The 22,003-nt window shown below is 50.2% G+C and carries 11 protein-coding genes; 2 read left to right on the forward strand and 9 right to left on the reverse strand.

All coding sequences use genetic code 11. The annotated features are described in order from the left end of the window. The 7 genes from VFS25_RS19265 to VFS25_RS19295 all read right to left on the reverse strand — a co-directional run. On the reverse strand, positions 1 to 1,806 hold a 1,806-nt coding region (locus VFS25_RS19265; RefSeq protein ID WP_326463808.1), incomplete at its 3' end, for a condensation domain-containing protein. Between the two features lie 31 nt (positions 1,807 to 1,837). Then, entirely contained in the window at positions 1,838 to 4,297 is a 2,460-nt protein-coding gene (locus tag VFS25_RS19270) for an outer membrane beta-barrel protein (RefSeq protein WP_326463809.1), read from the reverse strand. A 20-nt stretch (positions 4,298 to 4,317) separates the two neighbouring features. Then, positions 4,318 to 4,671, reverse strand: coding sequence for a hypothetical protein (locus VFS25_RS19275; protein WP_326463810.1), 354 nt, complete (start codon positions 4,669 to 4,671; stop codon positions 4,318 to 4,320). A gap of 10 nt (positions 4,672 to 4,681) precedes the next feature. Continuing rightward, a complete protein-coding gene (locus VFS25_RS19280) occupies positions 4,682 to 7,018 on the reverse strand; it encodes a penicillin acylase family protein (RefSeq protein ID WP_326463811.1) in 2,337 nt (778 codons plus the stop codon). 12 nt (positions 7,019 to 7,030) lie between these two features. Continuing rightward, the gene (locus VFS25_RS19285; protein WP_326463812.1) at positions 7,031 to 13,303 is read right to left on the reverse strand and encodes a non-ribosomal peptide synthetase; all 6,273 of its coding nucleotides are present in this window, start codon (positions 13,301 to 13,303) and stop codon (positions 7,031 to 7,033) included. Between the two features lie 10 nt (positions 13,304 to 13,313). Continuing rightward, a complete protein-coding gene (locus VFS25_RS19290) occupies positions 13,314 to 14,690 on the reverse strand; it encodes a condensation domain-containing protein (protein ID WP_326463813.1) in 1,377 nt (458 codons plus the stop codon). A gap of 204 nt (positions 14,691 to 14,894) precedes the next feature. Further along, complete coding sequence (locus VFS25_RS19295) at positions 14,895 to 15,407, reverse strand: UpxY family transcription antiterminator (RefSeq protein WP_326463814.1); 513 nt, start codon at positions 15,405 to 15,407, stop codon at positions 14,895 to 14,897. Positions 15,408 to 15,759: 352 nt separating this feature from the next. On the opposite strand from VFS25_RS19295, the gene VFS25_RS19300 reads away from it, so the two are divergent. After that, on the forward strand, positions 15,760 to 16,872 hold the full coding sequence (locus tag VFS25_RS19300) for a sensor histidine kinase (protein ID WP_326463815.1): 1,113 nt from the start codon (positions 15,760 to 15,762) through the stop codon (positions 16,870 to 16,872). Beyond that, positions 16,865 to 17,596, forward strand: coding sequence for a LytTR family DNA-binding domain-containing protein (locus tag VFS25_RS19305; protein WP_326463816.1), 732 nt, complete (start codon positions 16,865 to 16,867; stop codon positions 17,594 to 17,596). The genes VFS25_RS19300 and VFS25_RS19305 overlap by 8 nt, the downstream gene beginning before the upstream one ends. Here the strand turns inward: VFS25_RS19305 and VFS25_RS19310 are convergent. Beyond that, positions 17,585 to 20,659, reverse strand: a complete 3,075-nt coding sequence (locus tag VFS25_RS19310) for a lantibiotic dehydratase (protein WP_326463817.1) — start codon at positions 20,657 to 20,659, stop codon at positions 17,585 to 17,587. The two genes, VFS25_RS19305 and VFS25_RS19310, sit on opposite strands and share 12 nt — an antisense overlap. Positions 20,660 to 20,688: 29 nt before the next feature. Further along, the gene (locus VFS25_RS19315) at positions 20,689 to 21,819 is read right to left on the reverse strand and encodes a lanthionine synthetase C family protein (RefSeq protein ID WP_326463818.1); all 1,131 of its coding nucleotides are present in this window, start codon (positions 21,817 to 21,819) and stop codon (positions 20,689 to 20,691) included. Positions 21,820 to 22,003 lie beyond the last annotated feature (184 nt).

A 22,003-nucleotide genomic window follows, 5' to 3' on the forward strand; every position in this document is an offset into this window, starting at 1 on the left:
AGCGCAGCCGGCCTTCAAAATACCCAGCAGCACAATTACCTGCCACTGGCTGCGGGGCAGCTGTACGCATACCAGCGCTTCACGGTCTACACCATAACGGCCGCGCAGGTAGCCGGCAAACTGGTTCGACAGCTCATCTACTAACCCGTAACTGTAATGAACGCCCTGGTAAACCAGTGCAGTGGCGTCTTTGCGGTCCTGCGCCTGCTGTTCGAACAGGCTTACCAGTGTTTGGCCAGGTTCATAATCCACTGCCGTATCATTGAACCCTTCCAGCAGCTCGTAACGTTCTGCTGACGACAGATAATCCAGCTCTCCTACTGATACCCCGGGCTGACGGAGCAGCGCGGATAATAAACGGGTATAGTGATCAAAGAGGCGGTTAACAAAGGGCCGGTCATAAATGTCTGTATTGTATTCTATGTGAACCGCTACTGCTTCATTGCCGACATGGAAGGAGCATACCAGGTCGAATTGACTGGTAGACCGGAGATCTTCCTGCACAAACTCAATCTTTACCGAAGCGGCTGTTTCGGCTGTATTGTTTCTTTTATCGTTGTAGATGGTGAGGATGTCAAAAACAGGAGAGCGGCCGGCATCTCTTTTCTTATCCAGCTCCTCTACCAGGTAGCTGAAGGGAATTTCTCCATGTGCCATTGCATCCATCAGCACCTGGTGCTGATGGCGTACAGCCGCGGCAAAGTTATGCCCGGGCTGAACAGCGGTGCGCAGCGGAATAGTGCGGATAAACAATCCCACGATCTGCTCCAGCTGGCTCTGTTCCCTGCCTCCGGCAATAGTGCCCGTTAACAGGTCGGTATTACCGGTATACCGGTAGAACAGGATATGTAATGCCGCCAGCAGGCCTGAATAGAAAGAAGAACGCTGCTGATGGCAAAAATTTTCCAGCGATGCGCTCAAGTCGGCAGGCAGGTAAAAAACAGTGCGCTCACCGGCATTGGTCTTTATTGCAGGCCGTTCGCGGGGAGCAAGATCTATTACCGGCAAATCGCCCGCCAGGCGCTCTTTCCAATACTGGAGCGGCTTCTCCCATCCATTGTGTTGCGCCCTTTCATTCTCCCAAACCGCAAAATCCTTATAAGTAACAGGAAGGCGGCCAAAATCGGGCTGCAGGCCGGCTTTCCTGGCCTTATAGGCTTCAAACAATTCCCGGCTTAATATTTCCAAAGACCGGCCGTCGAAAATAATGTGATGTATCACCATCACTATATAGGAGAGGCGCTCGTTCTTTTTCAATATGCTGATCCGTACCAGGGGGGCACTCTCCAGCGGAATATGGCGCATGCTTTCGCGGCGGAGCAGCTCCCTGATCCCTGCTTCTTCCAGTCCTGAAATATCCATTTCTTTTATGGCGAAGGCCGGCGATCCTATCCGCTGCCTGATTTCGCCGTCGGAACGCTGGAAAAATGAAGTACGGAAAGCCTCATGACGTTCTGCAATATCCTGAACGGCCTGTTTCAATATTTCCGTTTGTACGGCTTCCCCCACTTTTGCGATCAGGGGCATATTATAGGCAATGGAATGGGTTTCGTCCTGGCTCAGCATCCAGATGGCCTTTTGCTGGAATGAAAGGGGATAGTCTGCCGCCGGGGCGCTGTGCCGGATCTCTTCTCCATGCTCCACGGTACCCAACAGATCCAGCAGCTCCGCTTTGTAGGACTTTATCTCTCCCAGTATTTCCGGGGTCACTTTTCCGGCCCTTGACTTCAGCTTCAGATCCTCACCTTCCCGGTAAAGCATCACGCCTTCGTTCTTTAGCTTGCTTAACAACAATAGTACGCTCATTTCGATAATATTTACAGATATGGCATGATGGTTATTTTGCTCTTCTTTCCTCTTCTTCTACACCTGTGTCCCTGTTCCTGGGGCCTTGCAGCTTCAGGTTGCCGAACTTATAGCTGAAGGAAAGGCGCAGCTGGGTGGTTTCCCAGGTTCTGCCGGATTTTATATAGTACCCTCCGAAATCCCTGACATTGCTTAGCTCCAGCGAGTTGAAGATGTCGGAAACGCTTAGTTTAATAATCCCTGCATCTTTCAGTATCTTTTTCTGCACGCCTGCATCTACGGTCCACTGGGGATCTACGATAAAGGCGCCCCATAGGGAACGGGAGTTATAAAATGCCGACAGCTCCATAGTCCATTTGTGGGGCAACCGGAAGGTATGGTTCGTGGACAGGCTGTAAGAGTTCTGCGTGTTGTGCAGGATATTCTTTCCCGCAAGGCCTTTAATATCTTCATAATAATAGTAAAGGTTAAAGTCCGCATCCCACCATTTGGTCACAGGCAGCTGGTAGAAGATGTTCAGGTCATACAGCTTTTGATAATACATATTGATCCTGGACTCATAAGATTTTCTGCCGTCTATGGTATCTATAAAGCTCATCATATAATCCTTGTTATTGCTGTAGCTCACCGAAACATTCAGCTTCCTGTAGTTCTGCGAAACCTTGATTGTGTTGGTGTACTGCGGCCGCAGGAAGGGATTGCCCTTGCTATAGGTAAGCTCGTCCAATACAAATTCAAAGGGATTCAACGAACGGTAATTAGGCCGGTCTATACGTTTGCTGTAAGCGATACCCAGGCTGCTTTCATCATTGAAGTTATAAGTAACCGTAGCGCTGGGAAAGAGGTTGAAATAATTGGTGTCCACCGCCTGCACCAGGCTTTTCGACAGGGTAGTTAAAGTGCCTTCTGCAGCAGTATGCTCACCCCTTATGCCGGCCTGCATCTCCCACTTTTTAAGCTTCAGGTTATACATCAGGTAAGCCGCGGCTATTTTTTCCCTGTAAACAAACTGGTTGGTACGGCCTGTATCGGGCAGGCTTTCATCATCAATTACATTAAAGAAGGAAACGCCGTTATCTGACTTTACACTGCTGAACTTTGCGCCAACACTGATATTCCCGCCTAACAGCCTTTGCTGGTAGTCGGCTTTAAAAGTGGCAATCTCAATATCGCTTGAAGTGTAGCTGCTGTAGATCTTCCTTTCGGTTTCAGTGGCGCCCTGGTAATAGTAGTTGGGCTGATAGCTGTTGGCCCTTACCGTATAGGTGCCGTAGTCGCCGTCCATACTGAACTCTCTTCCCGTAGTATCCGTAAAATGATAGTTGACGTTGTAGTTCATCCAGTTGTTCTTCTGCTGCTGGGTATTGGTAGAGATAAGCCGTTGCCCGTGGCTGCCGGCATCGCTTATATCCGCCTTACTGTCGCCGAACACATCGCTTTTATTATTATTGCCGTTCATCACCACACCAATCGTGCTTTTCGGCGATAAAAAGAAATCAACGCCGGCCTTGTAATTGTGCCCTCTTCCATGCGTGTAGTTAATAAACTGCTGGTCCAGCGTAACAGGCTCCCCGTTGTCGGATTGTTTCTTCAGGAAATTGAACCGGGTCCTGTTGTTATTATTAAAATAGTTGTAATCACCGTAGATGTTGTACTTTCTTCCGCGGTAGTTCAGGCTCAGCGACCCATCGTACTTCGGATTATAGGATCCGAAATTGGCGTTAACAGTGGCGCTTACGTTTAAGCCAAGGTTTGCGTTCTTTTTGGTTTTAATATCTATAATACCCGAGTTACCGGCTGCATCGTATTTTGCAGAGGGGTTTGAGATAATCTCAATAGACTGAATACTGGTGGAAGGAATGGATTTCAGAAAGTCCATAAGATCCTTTCCGCTCAGGTTCGTGGGTTTCCCATCCAGGTAAATCATCAGGCCGTTCTTTCCGTTCACGGTTATGGATTCATCCCCGCTCACCCTAACACCGGGCGCCTTTCTCATCAGCTCCAGGGCGTTGCTGCCAGTAGCGTTAATACTGCCTGCTACATTCAGGATCGTTCTGTCGGCCTTCATTTGCACCAATGGCTTTTTGCCGGATATAACCGTTTCCTTGAGCATCCTTTCACTTTTCAGCAGGGATATGTCGGGCACCTGCACATGCCCGGTGCCGTTGTAGGCCGGCAGCTTGTAAACGTTCTCCCTATACCCGATGCCCGTGCTAACGATCATATAATGACCGCCGGGAATGCCTTCAAAACTATAATTGCCTTGCTCATCGGCAACAGCGGCTTTTACCAACGCTGAATCCTTTTCATTCAGCAAGGCAACGCTGATGAAAGGAACCGGGTGCTTTTCCTGGTCAATGATCCTGCCGGCAATACGCCCGGCAACGCCCTGCCCTTTTACATTGCAGGGAACTGCTGCCAGCAGCAGGGCCGTTAGGGCGTAGAGGGAAAAGACTGATCTGAATACAGGTTTTAGTGATATGAAAAACATAACTGTAAATTTTAGTATCATTATTTAGTGGTTACCTGAGTAAGCTTTGCGGCATGAAAACCCACACCGGCGCACAACACCGCTGTAATGGCATTAACCGCAACAGCGGCCAGCCACCAGGGAAGGGTGGTGGTGTGAAACCGGCCCGACAACTGGTAAAGATGTTCATTCCCTCTCCAGAAAAAAGCCCAGAAAAGCAGGCCTATTAGGATCTCCAGGCCCAGCACATTCAACAGCGGGAACCGGGCCTCCCTTAACCAGCTGAATGAAAGAAAGCCGGCCAGCGCCCAGCAGATAATCATCACCCAGCTGCCTGCATACAGGTGCAGCACGAAAAGGGCAACAAGCACTAGTAAATATTTCTTGTATAACATGGTCGTTGAATTAATGCTGTTGAACAAACTGTATACTGCTAACTATGGCATGCAGCTGCTGCTCTTGCCGCACAAACTGCGATGGATGCAAATCGTTTTTCTTCCATGCCGCGAATTGCTGCAGGTAATTTTTTTCGTTGATCCTGCCTGTTTGCCCTGTTGCATTTACCATCCAGGATTGAATATGGCCGTGGTTTATTTCAATAAGGGTGCGGATTACCGGGTGGGCACGGTAGTTGACATTGATCGTATTTTCACTTCCGCCTACATCGCCCACCTGCAGCTCAAGGGCCGGCAGGTGCGTTAGCTGCGGAATATTAAAGGCATAGGGGTTTACCGGCGTTGCCGCATGCCCCAGCCTGGCAAACAATGAGTCTGTTGTGGTTATGATCTTATCAAAACATTGCCTGCTCTCAATTACACCACCATTCATTTCCACACGGGCATTCTTCATCAAAAAGCGCATGAACTGGTCATACCCTGGCGCTGCTTTCAGGTTCAGCTGCTTTGCCATATCGGCGCTTACTTTTTTTACAGACCACCGGATGTATTTGTAAAAGACGGCCGGCCGGCTGTTGGGTTGCAGGTCGCCATTCCAATCCTTCATTAGCGCCCATTCAGGCGACAGCTTCTTTTCCGGGGCGTACATTTTTATCAGCTGCTGCAGGTCTTTTACAGACAGGTCCTTTACATCAAGCTGCATGCGGCGCATATCTTCCCGGTCCAGCTGCTTTGCTGCCGATAACATTTCGTTAATCCGCTCCGGCCTGTACAGGTCATCGAACCACCTGGAAGAAAAATAAATGCCGTTCCGGGCAGGCTCCTGGTTTGCGGAAAAAAGATAGTTGCGGCCGGGGTTATAGGATTGCGGTAAAGAGTCAAACGGAACATAGCTCCAGTGGGGCGAAACAGTGCCGTCCAGTACTCCGCCGGCATACCCCGCAGGCTTCACCGGCATTTTGCCGGCGCATATGATACCAATATTCCCGTTTACATCACCATACACGAAATTCTGTGAAGGGTAATCATAGCTGCGCAGCGCAGTCCTGAAATCATCCCAATTACCTGCATGCATCAGCTTCCAGAAAGATTCCACTGCCTGGCAGGATTCCTGCGGGTGCCATTTCAGGCCATAGGCCACGCTGTCGCGCTGTACAAGCGGGCCAAACACTGTATATTTTACCGTCATTGCTTCGGCGGCCTTTCCTTTAATTCCAATGAGGAATTTCTTCTCCTTCATGGTTTCCCATTTTCCATTCAGCCAATAGCGGTCCGGGTGCGCGGGGTCCAGCTTTAGCAGATATTGTTCGGTAACATCCCATCCGCCGTTTGTAATACCCCAGGCAATTTTTTCGTTATGACCTGTCAGTACTACGGGCACGCCGGGAATAGTAAACCCGTATACGTGCATGCCCGGGCTGGACAGATGGGCCTCATAAAAAATGTTGGGCGTGGCCAGGGATAAATGCAGATCGTTACACAGGAAAAGCTGGCCCTGGGTTGTATGCGCACTGCCAACCACCCAGTTGTTGCTGCCCAGGTTTTTATTGAAAGGCCGTGCAGTATAATTATTCCTGCTGTCCGTATCGAAAACGCGGGCCAGCGACCGTTCTTTAAGGGTTGGCTGCAAGGCGCCGCCGGGTACTATAAAATTTTCTTTATCGGGGTTTGAGGGATATAACAGCTGCCGGATGGTATCGGGCAGCTTGTCCAGCAACTCCTGCTTATCAAAGTAATCGTCGTAGAACGTAAGCTCATGGCTCATATACCATTGCACCAGGAAGGTGTAGTAGGCTTTCCAGGGGTGGGGTGAGCAGTGCCATATGGTGTACATCGGATCTCTGCGGCGGGGCGCTTCGTGTTGTATATAATCGTTTACCCCGGCCTCATATGCCTGCAGGTAGCTGTAAAGGGCTGGCTGGGTGCCGGCCAGGCTGTTAAAATATGCCTTTGCCCTATCTTCCAGCTCAAATTTTCTCCAGTGCCGGTCAGAGCTTACTGCCGCCTCACCAAACAGCTCGCCCAGTTTTCCCATTACGGCATATGCCGTTACCTCCATCTGAAAATAGCGGTCTTTTGCATGCATAAACCCTAATGCATAGGCGCTGCCGTTAGCGTCTTTTGAAAATATATGGGGGATGCCCAGCGTATCGATGTCGATATGCGCGTTATATTTCGCGGTTATTACAGTGGAACGCGGCATCCATTCACCCTCACCGGCCAATATACCGTTGCGGTAGTTGGCAAGCCGTTGCAGGGAATTAAGCCCCGCATAGTTCACGGAGCTCAGTATAAGCCAGGCAGCTGTGAGGGCCAGTATAAAGATCGCCAGGATATATCGTTTCATGCATTAAAGTATTTAGATAGTGAATTCTTCGAACTGCTGTATGTTGTTATTGGTGCTCTCCTTTAGCCATAGCAGTGAGTCTATTGTTGCCGCCAGCTCTTCGATGGTGGCTGTTTTGTACAGCTCATGCACATTCAGCTGCAACCCGAACTGCTTCCTGATGGCCGCCCTGATCTTTATCAGCAGCAGGCTGGTGATGCCCAGGTCAAAGAAGTTATCCGTAACAGAAATTTTAGGCCGGTTAAGCGATCCTTCGTATATCCCTGCCAGCGCCATCTCGGTTTCCGTACGCGGGGGCACATGGCTTTCACCGGCCAGGCTTGCAAAAGAAGGATCGGGCAATGCCCGCTTATCCACCTTGCCGTTTGCTGTAACGGGCAGCTTATCCAGCATCACGAAACAGGAGGGAACCATATAGGCGGGCAGGCGTTCCAGCAATTGCTGCTTCAGGGCAGCGGGCTGATGTCCGGCCGGGCTTACAACATAGGCCGCCAGGTAGCGTTCCCCGTTGTTATTACCGCCAACAGTCACCACCGCTGTGCTTACGCCTTCCAGCGCGCACAGGGCCTGCTCAACTTCCTTCAGCTCTATACGGTAGCCGCGTATCTTCACCTGGTCGTCTATACGGCCCAGGTATTCGATATTGCCATCCGGCGTCCAGCGGCAAAGGTCCCCGGTGCGGTACAGGCGTTTCCCGGTATTGTAAGGGTCGTCAATAAACTTCTCTGCAGTCAGCTGCGCCCTGTTCAGGTAACCCCGTGCCAGCTGTACCCCGCCTATATACAGCTCCCCGGTAACACCGGGCGGCACCAGCTGCAGGAATGGGTCCAGTATGTAGAGGTAAGTATTGGCTACAGGCTTGCCTATCAGCACACGGTTGGGGTTCAGCGCGGTGTTATAATGGCTTACGTCAATGGAAGCTTCTGTTGGGCCGTACAGGTTGTAAATGGGGGTGTTCAGCGCTTCATACCACAGCTCAAGGGTTTTGGGCTGCAATGCCTCACCGCTGGTAATAACCCGCTTCAATGAGCCAGGCAGGCCTTTCTTATCATCCGCGGCAAAAATATCTGCTATAAAGGCGGTCAGCATGCTCGGCACAAAATGCACACAGGTTACCTGGTGTTTGGAGATAAGCGCGGCAATGCGGTCCGGCGCATATACATCCTCATCTTCGCAAAGCACCATTTTACAACCCCAGCATAACGGCAGAAATATTTCCCATACAGACACGTCGAAGGTAAAAGTGGTTTTTTGCAGTATAACATCGTTGCCGCTGAAATTATACTCGCGCCACATCCACTCCAGCCGGTTCACCACGCCCGCATGCTCCAGCATACATCCTTTCGGGTTACCGGTAGAGCCGGAGGTATAAATAACGTAGGCAAGGTTGTTCTCCCCCGCCTGGAAACCGGGATCGGTTGTTGAATAATCGTGCCGGTTCCTGTTGAAAGCATCCAGCAGGGCTTCATTAATGCAAACCTTCGATCCGCTGTCTTCCATGATAAAGTCAATCCTCCCCTGCGGATAGGCTACGTCAACAGGAACATAAGCCGCGCCGGCCTTCAGCACTGCCAGCAGGGAAATAATGAGCCATTCGCTGCGGGGCAGCATCACCATTACCAGGTCGTCCGGCGCCAGCGTATACTGCGCAGTAAGGTAGCGGGACAGCTGGTTAGACAGCTTGTCTATTTCTTCATAGCTGAATGAGCAATCCCTGAAACAAAGGGCGGTATTGTGCGGCTGTAGCTTAACCTGTTCCCTGAACAGGTTTACCAGGGTAACACCGGCGGGGTAAGCCACACTGGTTTGGTTGAACCCGTACAACAGCTGGCCCTGTTCTTCTATTGACAGGTAGTTCAGGCTGCTCACCGGCAATTCCTTAAAGGAGGCCGCGGCTGTGAGTAAGTTTTTATAATGGCTAACAAACCGGATGATGCTCTCCCTGTCATATATATCGCTGTTAAACTGTACGTTCATCCTAAGCCCATCTGTTCTTTCAACAAATTCAACCGTCAGGTCAAACTTGGAGAAGCAGGTTTTCTCTTCTATGATAAGAGGGGCCATATCAGCCGGGGTATCGGCCAGGGCTTTCTGCTGCTGGTTTTGCAGCACTACCATCACATTGAATACGGCCGAGCGGCTCATATTCTTTTGCAGCCCCAGCTCTTCCACCAGCCTGTCGAAAGGATAGGCCTGGTGGGTATAGGCATTGAGCATTACCTTCCGGATATTTTTCAGCAGGTCTGAGAAACTGTTGTTACCGCTGAATTGCGTACGAAGGGCCAGCACATTGATATAAAAGCCGATCTGGTCTTCCAGGTCGGTATGATCGCGGCCGGCAACAGGTGTGCCTACAATAATATCTTCCTGGCCGGTGTAGCGGTAGCACAGCAGCTTAAGCACGGCAACCAGGCCTATAAACAGCGTACATTGCTGTTGCAGGCAAAGGTCGTACAGCGCATTCACCTCCTGCTTGCCGATAAGGGTAGAAATCGTATACCCGTTGTAGGTAGGCATGGCCGGCCGTGTTTTGTCTGTAGGCAGCTCCAGCACGGGCAGCTCGCCGCCCAGCTGCTCCTGCCAGTATGCGCGGTGTATGTTAAAGCGCTCTGTGTGCAGCTGTTCCTGCTGCCATACGGCATAATCGCGGTATTGCATGCGCAATGCGGGCATGTCGGGAAGCATATTGTTCTCTACCGCCCTGTAAGCAGCCAGCACCTCATCTTTCAGCAGCTCCATAGACCAGCCGTCGCTGATAATATGATGCACCGTATAATGGAACATGTACTCCGATTCATTCAGGCGTACCAGGCCGGCCCGCAGCAGGGGCCCTTCTGCAAGATCAAACCTGCGGAGGGCTTCTTCCTGCATGTACAATTGTACCGACTGGCGCAGCGCGCCTCTCATGTCTTTATAGTCCAGCTCAAACCCCAGGTTTTCTACCGGCAGCACTACCTGCCGCAGCTCGCCTTCCTTATTCTCCCTGAAAATGGTTCTCAGTATCTCGTGGCGCGCAATCACATGCTTAATGGCCAGGTTAAAGCTGGCGGGATGATAGCTGCCCCGCAGCTCAAGCGTGCCTGAGAGGTGATAGGCTTTTGATGCTTCGTCCAGCTGGCTCACCACCCATAGCCTGCGTTGCCCGTCAGATACCTTATAATCTTCTGCATCCGGCACCTTTTCGATTTTCATATACCGGATGGTGGATTTACCGGCTATTAGTTCGGCCTGGGCTGCAATGGTGGTGTACTGGAAAAGCTCCTGCAGGGAAACTTTTATTTCAAAAGTGCGGTAGTAGTAATTGGCCAGCTGCATCACATTCAGGCTATGCCCGCCTATCTCAAAGAATACATCGTTCCGGCCAATATCTTCCAGGCCCAGGATGCTTTTCCATATTTCGGCAATTCTCATCTCCATGGCGGAAGCCGGCTTTTCCTTGCGGTGGGTGGCAGTCCTGAGGTGATGGGCCTGTATAACGGGCAGCTGCTTTTTATCTATTTTACCGCTTACCGTCATGGGCAGCTCATTCAACGGCATCCATACTTCGGGGATCATATAAGCAGGCAGCTGGTCTTTCAGCAGCTCCTGCCATTTTTCGCGGCCGTACTGCTGGCCGTTTTTATATACAATGTATGCTGCCAGCACAGGTGTAGCGCCTACTTCCTTTACAGTAACCGCGCAGTTCTTCACAATCGGCTGGCCGGCTATTGCCTTTTCTATTTCACCGGCTTCTATACGATAGCCCCTGTATTTGACCTGGTCGTCTATTCTGCCGGTGAAAAGAATGTTCCCGTCGGGCCTTAGTATGCCGCTGTCGCCGGTTCTGTAAAGGCGCCGGCCGGCTGCAAAGGGATGCGGAACAAACTTCTCATCCGTAGCAGCTATGTTATTAACATAGCCGGTTGCAAGCCCTTCGCCTCCTAAACAAATCTCTCCTTCAACGCCCAGGGGCTGCACCTGCAGGTATTTGTCCAGGATATATACTTCGCGGTTGGTAATGGGGCTGCCGATCGGCATTATCCTGTCGGTGCTTTTTACATGGTAATAGGTAGCGCAAACAGTACTTTCCGTAGGGCCGTAAGTGTTATATACGGGTATGCCCTGCTGCAGCAAATGCGAAACACTGGCTGCATTGAGCACATCGCCTCCGCTGATCAAAACCCGCAGCGAAGATGGCAGCGTGCTGCCATTCAGCAGGTTTATAACAAAAGGATTGGTGCTCAGAATGGATATGTGCTCTTTGCCAAGCGCATCCAGCAGGCCTACCAGGTCTTTCCTGTCTTCCAGTATATGCAGCCTGCCGCCGGCGCCCAGTACGGGAAATATTTCCTCCACGGAGGTATCAAAGCCCAGGGAGGCCTGCTGCAGCACCACGTCACGGCTGCTTACCTGGAAGTATTCCTGGAAAGAGCATACATAGTCGGTCATGGCTGCATGCGGTATCATTACTCCTTTGGGCGTGCCTGTTGAGCCGGAAGTATAAATGATATAGCAGCTGTCTTCGGGGGCAATGGCGCAGGGCTCGTATTTTCCCATGCTTTGCGCCAGCAAGGATTCCATTTCCAGCAGCTGGATGCCGTTGTCTTCGGGCAGCGGCGCCACGGTTCCACCGGCGGTGAGCAGCATCCGGCATTGTGCATCGCTGCAGATAGCTGCAATCCGCCGTTGGGGAAAAGAGGGGTCCAGCGGTATGTAGGTAACGCCTGCCAGCATGCTGCCCAGCATAGCTATTATCATTTTTTCAGAGCGGGGCAGCAATAATGCCATCCGGTTGCCGTAAAGCTCCTTCAGGGGCGCCAGCGCAGCAGCCAGCTGTTCTGCCGCTTCATTGATCCCGCTGTAAGTAAACCTGCCCGTGCTGGTGGAAACGGCCACATTGCCCGGGTAACGCCCGACCATATTTTTCCACATTACCGGGAAGCTAAGCTCGTTCCGGTTTTTCTCAGGCCCGCGGGAAAGCTGCAGTATGGTTGCTATTTCGTTGGGTTGTATAAAGGACAGCTGCGCTAATGGCAGCTGTTCAGAAACAGGCAGGGCAGACAACAGGTGCGCAAAACTATTGCTCACAGACTGCATCATGTCCGCATCAAAATACTCCGTGTCGTAAACGAAACGGATATCAAATCCTTGGTGGTTATAATCCCGCAGGTAAATGGCCAGCTTGTCACGCTCACCGTGATTGGAAAGCGCAACAGCGCCGGTTTTCAGGCTGCCGAACGTGCTGGTAAATTCAAAATCTTCATAAGATATCCTGATGTCGTATAATGTTTTCCCTACCGGGATCTTCAGGTCCTTGACAAGGTTGCCGTATTGATAACGCTGATGCCTTAGTACCGCAGACATTTTATGCTTTACCGTACCTAAAACATCGGCCAGTGTATGCGTATGGTTTACCTGGAACTTGAGCGGCATCAGGTTCATGAAAACGCCGGCTACAGACCGGTATGCCTTTTTGGTCCGGTTTAGTACGGGAACGGCAATGCATATCTCATCCTGTTGCCTGGTACGGGAAAAATAAGCCAGCAGCAAAGCGGTCACCAGCTGAAACAGCGAGCTTTTCCGGGCTTCGGCAAAAGCCTGCAGGCTTTGCTTTATTTCTTCGGAAATAAACAACGTATGGCTGCCCGCATGCGGCTGGTTATTATCCGCGCCTGGTGCAATTTTTCTGAATAAGCCATCCGGCACGGTGGAAAATTCGTTCAGCCAGAACGAGCGGTCTTTTTCCATGTCGGCAGACTGGTAATAACCTTCATCGTCAAGGGCATAGTCGCTGTAGCGCAGCTCCTGGAAGGCGTATTCCTTTCCTTCGGCCAGTGTGCTGTAGATTTCGGCCGCCTGGTTAAGCAATAATTTAAATGACCACCCATCTCCGATAATATGATGGATTTTAGCATACCAGAAGTGTATACCTTCGTTTATCTTCAGCAGCTTAAACGTGAAAAGGGGACCGGCTCCTATATCAAACGGCAACGCAAAATCCTGCTCCATCCATTCCATGGCGGCGCCGCGCGGGTCGGCTGCCGCAGAAAAATCGATGTGTGCAATATCATATGCGTCAAAAGCGGTGGCGGTGTATGCAACCAGCTCACCTTCTATTTCCATGAAGCGGGAGGCGTACACCTCCTGTGAACAAAGCACGGTGCGGATAGCTGCCGAGAAATGACCGTAGTTCAATTCTCCCTCCAAAAAGGCGTAGCCCCCGATATTGTACTTCGAAGAGCCTTTGTCAATCAGCTGATCCAGCCATATCAACTTCTGGGAAACCGTTGGCTTATATAGTTTCATAAATCATTCTTTAAGAGATGGAAGCAATCTGAAGTAGTTTTACATTGTCTATAAACAGCTCGTCTTCTGTTGCCAGCAACCTGCTGATGTTAACCAGGTTCTCAACAAACTGGTTGATCGTATTGCGTTTGAACAACCCGCCGTTATATTCGATTCTTGCTTTCACCGTGTTATCCACCTGTTCAAAACGGAATGTGAGATCCGCGCGGTTGGCGCATCCTTCCAAAGCATAGCGCTCAATTGTTAATTCGGGCACTTCGGGAAGCAGGGGCGCCTGTTGCGGGTGTACCAGTACGTTAATAAGCAGGCAGCCGGACAGGTTGTCCATCAGGCCAAGCTTCTCCATAAGCAGCTCATACGGGTAGCGGTTGCGCTCATATGCAGCAACCAGCACGTCCCGGATCGTTTCCAGCACGTCGCTGAAGCAGTCCTTACAGGTGTCCAGCAGGGTTCTCACAGGAAATATGCTGTTATAGGGGCCTACCTGCCCTTCTACTTCCGGATGCGGCCTGGAAGCAATGGAGGCGCCGATAATAATATCCTTTTCCCTGGTGTAGCGGTTCAGGAGCACGTTAATAATAGCCACCAGCACCACCAGGAGGCTGGCGTTGTTCCTTTCTGCTATTTTTGTAAGCGCTGCCGTAAGGCTTTTATCCAGCTGGAAGGTTACATAGTCGGCATTGGAGAATACCCGGTTGTTGCCCGGGAAATCGGCCGGGAATGCAGTAGGCGCCGGCCTCCCGCTAAAGTGGTCCATCCAGTAGCTTTCCTGTTCGCTGAACAGGTTGTGCTGTGGCTGGGCATTCTGCCATGCCACAAAATCTTTATACTGGATGCTGAGTGGCGGTAAAATGTTCCGGCCCTGTTCCCGGTAGCCTTTATAAAGCGTCAGCAGCTCATTGGCAATGATTACCATTGAATGATCATCCGAGATAATGGTATGCATGGAAAATACAAGAATGTACTTCGGCTCAAGCAGCCTGATAAGCGTTACACGCAGCAGCTGGTCTGCCTGCACATCAAAGGGGAATGCCTGTTCTTCCTGGATGATCTCATTGCTAAGCTCTTCCATCCTTTCGTACTTGCTAACGTCGATATGATTGACCTTAATATTGAAGGAGGCGGGCGGGCATATCCGCTGACGTAAAGTCCCGTTTTCCACGGCAAAAGTTGTTCTCAGTATCTCGTGCCGTATCACCAGCGCTTCAACAGCCTTTTCAAGCGCCTCAATATCCAACCTGCCTTTAAAATGCAGCGAGAAAGAGATATTTCTTTTCGGCTTCTCCGGCGAAAGCCGGTCCGACAGCCATATCCATTTCTGAGCATAAGAAAGTTCGTAATAATCAGAGCTGGGCGCATTCTGAATCTCGCTGTAAGTACCGTTCATATAATTAGCAGTTAAAAGCATGTAGCTGGTTGCAAAAAATAGGTTGTTCAGTAAAGGATATAGCTTCGCTAAATCGAGTCACATCGTCGTTTATAATCGAAATGGATGATAAGGATAATAGCTCCAGGGGGCTGGAATAGGGGTAAGCAGGGCCTACCGGAAAGAATAATTGTTGTACTATGCTGCAAACAGGGTGCAGCGCCCTTAGTTGATGCTCATAAGGTCTTCAGCGGACACTTCTACCGATATGGCCTGCTTTAGCAGCGGCAAACGGATCATGAACCGGGGTTGCTGGTTTACATTGCGGACCAGGACGCCCGTTATGCCTGCAAAAACGCCTTGCTTTATCATTACCGGGTCGCCTACGGAGAAATAATCTTCCTTTTGCACATCCCGGCCTTCGGATTCAATGAGCCTGATTTTGTCGATTTCGTTATCCGCGATCACATCGGGGCGGCCGCCGGTGGAAACGAACCGTATCACACCAGGTATCTGCAACAGGTCCGCCCCCTGCCGGGAACCTTTTTTAACGAAAATGTAGCCTGCGAATAACGGCTCCTCAATCTTCTTCATCCGGTCGCTCCAACGGCGTACTACCGTCCGGACCGGCAGATAATTCTCAAACCTCAGATAACCGATCTCCTCACAAATCTTTTTTTCAAATTTGGGCCTGGTGTATAAAACATGCCATTTTAAATCTGTTTCCCTGGGTTTCATAACATGCATTTTTAGTTTGGATAAGTCTGCATCAGAAGATTTGAGCGCCGGAACCGGCTATACATAGCGAAGGGCGCCGCGATCGTCCCTGGCTTTCATTGCGAAACCGCCTATTATGCCGGTTCCGGTAATGGTTGCGGTGGTGTCCATCTTCTTACCTTGTTGCGGCCGTCCGGCGTTTCTTTCGTACCTGAAAAGAGGTTTTGCCTGAATTGAGAATGGGGAGGTGGTTGTGTTGTTCATAGTAGTATGTTTTTATGATTTATAAGCAAATTAGCCCCCTGTTTCCACCCGGTTATAATTATTACACCAATATGTACTTTCCCAAGATGTCTTTTATTATTTTCGATACATGAACTTTAGCGTGCACCCCTTTTACAGACTTTTCCGCAGTAAAACAATACCCTATCACGTCCTGGGCTGGACGTTATTTATCCTGTACGAGCTGTCGGCAATACCGTTAAGGCATATTCCAAAAGACCGGGGAGTTTATTTCGACTATGTATTTCCCTACATGATCAATATCCTGCTATTCTACTTCCATGCCCACGTAACGCTGGACTCTTCGTTCAGGCCCAACAGAAACGCCTATGCGCTGTTCTTTCTGCTTATCCTCACGGAGCTGGCGCTTTACCTTGGCCTGATGATCCTTTTGGATAGCCTGAGCCGCGATACATCCATGAACATCTTTACCCAGCTGGTAAAGGGAAATCCCACCCCGTTGCTGCTGCAGCTTTGGCGGGGTATTTATTTCATCGGCTTCAGCTCTGCTTACTGGTTTGCCCTCAGAAGCATGGCATCGGAAAGAAAGGTGCTGCAGCTCGAAAAAGACAAGATGCAATACCAGATAGACCGGAACAACCTGGAGAAAGACTATATTGAAATGCAGAACGCCTACCTGCAGTCGCAGGTGAATCCGCACCTGCTTTTCAATACGCTCAATTTCGTTTACAACAACGTGCAGCAAGCCTCCCAGGAAGCGTCTGAGGCCATTATCCTGCTGTCTGAGCTAATGAACTTCTCGTTGCGGGAGCCGGAGGCCGATGGTAAGGTGGACCTGGAAAAAGAGGTTGAACAAATCAAAAACATCATCAAAATAAACCAGATCCGGTTCAATAACAGGCTATATATTGACGTTGAATTTAACGGCGATTTCAGCGAAGCCCGGATCATTCCTATGGGCCTGCTCCCCTTCATTGAGAACGTGTTCAAACATGCCAATCTTACGGATAAGGATTACCCGGGAAAAATAACGGTGAACTATAACTGCGAATCCGTGGAATTAGTAACTTTAAACAAGAAAAAAAACCGGTCAAAAGCTGTTAGCCATGGTATCGGTCTGGCCAATATCCGCAAGCGCCTTGACAATATTTACAAAAACAACTATACCCTAACGATCAACAACGGCGAGCAGGACTTCTATGTACATTTGATCATAAAATTAAAACCCGAAACAGATGATTAGCTGTTATATTGTTGATGACGAACAGCATGCCATACAGGTAATGGCCAAGCATATTGAGCAAACGCCCGGCCTGCAGCTGATAGGCACCTCGGAAAACCCATTGGAAGCGTTACAGGTATTCAGGGAAAACGGGTATGCGGATATTACCTTTATTGATATAGATATGCCCCAGCTTTCGGGTATGGACCTCTCGGAGCTGCTGCATAACAAAACCACCATCGTATTTGCTACTGCTTACGATAAATATGCCTTGCAGGCCTTTGAAAAGAGCGCCTTTGATTACATTCTCAAACCTATTTCATACGAAAGGTTCCTGAAATGCATCAACAAGCTAAACAGCCGCATGGTAAAGGGGCCGCAGGAAGAGGAAAGCTCCAGGGATCATTTCTATATCCAGTATGAGATGAAGGGAAAGATTGTGAAAATAGAATACAAGGATGTAGTGTATATACAGGCGCTGAAGAACTATGTGATCATCCACACGGTAAACGGAAAATTCATTACCTACCTTACCATGAAAGAAATGGAGGACAGCCTTTCCCCGTCTGTTTTCATGCGGGTGCACAAGTCCTTTATCGTGAACCTCACCAAGGTTCAGTCTATAGACGGTAACGCTATTCAGCTGGGCAATAAAACAGAGATTACCCTGGGCATCAGCTACAAGGAGGCGTTTTTTGCCCGGTTAAATGAAAAGATGATCAAAACAAAACGGTTATCGGGCTAACTGGCTCCGGTAAAGCATTGAATTGTAGTGTTTATACAGCAGCCAGTAAATGATCAGCTCCTGCCGGCGGGGGTTTTGTACAAACAACCGGTTCAGGTGCATGTGTATCATGTCGCCCAGCAGCTTTTCAATAACCGGCGGCGGCTCGTGGCCTACCTTACCGGCAATAATGCCGCAATGTTCGTGCAGCCGCGCGCAGTGCATGTTTAACCCGGATTTCAGCACATCCAGGTCCTCATAAATACGGTTCATCTCCTGCCGTAAATCGGCATATTTCTTTTCCAGGCTTTTCTTCAGGTCCTTATCTTCTCCAAACTCCCTGTAAAAGCCGGTGTACAGGTTGTAGAACAGGGAAATCCGCTGTTTGAGCGTTAACCCGAAAGCATTCAGTATCTCTTCCATAGAGAGCATAATGAAATCCAGGTTGTAGGAATACGGGGTGTCGTCCCGGGCCGACTTGTCCATGTAGGAAATGGTAAGCAGGCTGCTGCTGAAAAAGAATGATTCTACGTCCTCAATGGTCGCAGGGGCGTACCTTTCCAGCTCTCTCACGTAAGTGTCTATATGATATTTCTCTATTTTCTGCTCATCCAGGAGGGTCCTCAGCTGCTGGCTGCACAAGGCCATCAGCATATCCGACGGCCCGTTGACTGAATGAAGCCGCAGCCGGATATGATGATCCGGATCATTGTAGCGTATATAGAACCATTTATCGATGATCTTCCGGTCGTATATCCATTCCAGGAAGGGCATCAGTATTGTGCAGAGCAGCTCATTAGCCAGTATGGGATGACAGTAAATTTTAAAGTACACCCATTCCGTACCCGGCGCAAAATTCCGGTTGCCTGAAGCTGCTTCTTTAAATTTGTGTGATGCGGGGAACTGGTAAACCGTTTCATTAAGATATAAGGCGGCCGTGTACTGTCCTATCAGCGGCTTTCCCCTGCTGTCAGTCACATCCGGCCGGCCATCTTCGTTCAGCAGAAATTCGGTAAGGGTTAGGTTGTCAGAATGTTTAACAGCGTCCAGGAACAGCAGCACCTCCTCCGGCCGGTCCTTATCAAACACCAGCTGGTTGTCGTGCTGTGTGAGTGCAAAGTACCGCGGTAGCTTAATCTGCTCCGCCAGCTGGCAAAACCGGTCGTACAGCTGCGCAGGGCCGGTTGTTTTCATAAAGGAGAAGTCGTCTGCCTTCAGGTGCCAGGTGGCCAGGCTCAGGATGGTGGACTTATACATTACCCGTGGATAGAATCGCAGTCCCGGGAAAAAATGCTCCAGCTCCAGCTTGAAACCAGATTTCAGCCCCTGGTACTGCAGATCGCAAAGGAACCGGAATACAGACAGGGCGCTGTTATGATAGTTAAAGGCCGTGCTGAGCCTGGGCACCACAATGGCGTCATGTTTTTTTGACCGCAGGATAATGCGGTTATCCCGCACAGATATATACAGGTCGGATAATGCCAGCTGGCGGTCTTCTTCCAGGGTAGATATTACAATAACCGGCACTTCGTATTTCCTGATATGTTTTCTCCGATTAATATTCGCGGCATGCATGTCGCAGATGTGCGCAATTTCGGCAAACAGCACCTCCGGGTTCTGTTCCTGCTCTTTCTCCGCAATTGCTGCGGCCATATCCTGGAAGCGGTCGTTGAATGCGGAGAAGCGGCCTATCAGTGAGGCGGCGGATGCGCCTCCTGCGTTTTCAAGGTACAGCAGCCCGTTATGCAGCCTGAACACAACCGAGATAGAAGGCGGCAGCTGATGGTCTGAGCGCTGCGGCGTTATCTCCGCCAGGTCTTTTTCAGTAAGCACTACCTGGTAAGCGCTGTAGTCGTTCTGCTGCCGGTGCAGTTTGTTGAGCAACATGGAGTGGGCGGCTGTCCATTTCAGGTATTTCTCCCGCTCTTTCGGGTCGTTGAACTGCACGTCTTTCAGCAAGGCATCTTCCCCGTAAATAACATCATCCTGGTTTTCATAGCCGATGCCTACTTCGGGATCCAAAGCCACCAGCAAAGGAATCTCCTGGCTTTCGAACTTGGCTGCAAAGGCCTGCCTGAAGCTTTCCAGCTCCTCATTCTGATAGAACGGCACCAGCCTGTCGAGGCAATAAAGCCCTTCTACTATCATCTGCTGGTATTTCATGGGAATACCGCCGGCGGTATCTCCCCGCTCCGTTACAGCGTAGAAAGCATGCTTGCGGTTCTCTGCTCCTTCCAGCAGCTCATCCAGGTGCTGCCGGTATTCCGGAACGCTGTAAAAAGTGTTAACATCCATGTTGTTCAATGCATGCAGCATAGCCTCTATCTTATCCAGCCTCGCCGACCGTACATTGTGCCCTGCCAGGTGCTTCAGCAGATCTTCCAGGCAGCCGTTGCCGGTGATACTGTTGCCCCACTCCGGCAGCACGATCTGTTCGCTGATCAGCTGCATCACAAAATGGTCCACCGCTTCCTCATCATAACCTGTGCGCTCCACGAGAAACTGCCCGATTTCCCCAAATGTTCTGCCTTTGCTGCAAAAGGCTACGATGTCGTTGATCACGTCACTTTCCACCAGGGAAACTACGAAGAACGTTCTTTTTAACCGTTGCATGTCCGCATCGTATTTGATGTACCGGAAATGCCTGGACACTTTGTATAAAGACGTGTTAGCCCTGTATCGCATAATGAGGCCCGCTTCTTCTTTGATCAGTTGCTCACAAAGCTCAAGGCCGGAAAGGAAGTCCAGCTTCAGCCGGGGATATATGTTTTCTTCCGGAAAGCTCACCGCCTCATCCTGTTCGCTCCACCGGGCGGTTGTTACAGAAGAGAAAGCGCCGAACGGGGTGGGTCTGAAACAGGCCCGGTTGTAGTACTTACGCAGGCTGTTCTTCTGACCTGTACTTAAGTTGTTGTAGTTAAAATCCCGTTTTTCCAGCTCCCTGTAAAGGTCAATACTGGCCATGTACAGGGCGGTCCGGAAAAACCCGTTCCGGAGCAGCTCCTCGCTTTTCAGGGAAGAATAATCATGACAGCTGAAGATCGGGTTCCTCATCACTAACGTTGGAAAAAAAGCATAGTTCATACGGGCAGAAGTTTAAAACGTATTATAACTTATAACAGCAGTATTTTACTCCAGTTAAGGTGTATGCCGGAAACATAAGAGAGCAGTGCGAACGCAGGGCCGGTAAGCCCTTCCAGGTAGTCGTGCTCCCGGCCTGTGTACATCCCGTTTTCCAAATCACCGGGCAGGAACAGGAGCAGTTTTTCAATCCAGTATTCATAGCCGTCTTTGTAGCCGGCCTGGTTACTTTCATGGTACAGGGTTTTACACAATTGTGACAGCCCCGCTGCTCCATGACAGAAGCTGGAATTGGTGACCATAGTAGAACCCTCATCGCGCCGCATCATGCTTTGCATACCTGTAAGGTCTGCCAGCTGCAGCAGGCTTTCATCATTGAGCAGGCGGCCTGCCCGGTAAAACAGCAGCACCTGGTTCAGATCACCATAGCACCAGGCCAGCCTGTTAGGCGCGGATATCTTTTGGGCGCCACGCCTGATAACAAAGGGGAAAAAAGAACATTCGTTACGTGAAAAGTCCACGTCCATTTTATGTTTGAGGATGAAGCGGATGACTCCTTTCAGCGTATCGGCGATCAGCTGCCTGTGCGCCGATGCTTCAAAGGCATTGATCAGCACCAATAGTATTCCACACTGGCCGCGCGAAAGGCTGAAGTTAATGACCTGCTTTCCATTGGCCTTTACCGGGTTGCCCCTGAACCAGCGGCAGGCACCTTCCTGTACGGCACGATTGCACAGCTGTTCTACCACCACATCCAGGTACCGGCTAATGTGTGGTGCGGTATGCCACTTGCCGGAAAAATAATGTACTACGCCAAGGGCGCCATGTAAATAGTCTGTATTGTCTGCTGCGATCAGGCCGGCGGCCGCATTGAACAGGTATTTGTCCAGCGCTTCCATCTCCTGTTGTATGCCGGCATCCAGCACCCCCTCCCGGCACAGGAAGCTGATCACATATCCCAGCCCTGCTGCGCCGGTGCTCAATGAAGGACCTGCCAGTGTAAGCTCTTTGCTGTGAATGTTGGCTATTACCTGCTCCAGCAGGCTTTCCATCTTGTGTTTGAGGGTAGGGCGCTCTGTTACTTTGTATAAGTGGTAGTAGTAAAAGATCAGGCCCAGTTGTCCATTCAATAGGGTGTCATTGTCGCAGTCATGTTTCTCCAATAGATCATTTATACTGTTTAACGCTTTTATGGCTATTTGTTGCATTATTTTTCCCGGCGCTTTATAATGCAACAAATCTATCCGTACTTATGCAGCGGGTTTAATTTTTTACACGAACCGGGGTATTCGAGGGACTAATTTTGTGAGGAGGGTGCTCCTAAACAAGCACCACATCCGCACTGCC

Source organism: Chitinophaga sp. (assembly GCF_035761305.1).
Classification (GTDB): Bacteria; Bacteroidota; Bacteroidia; order Chitinophagales; family Chitinophagaceae; genus Chitinophaga.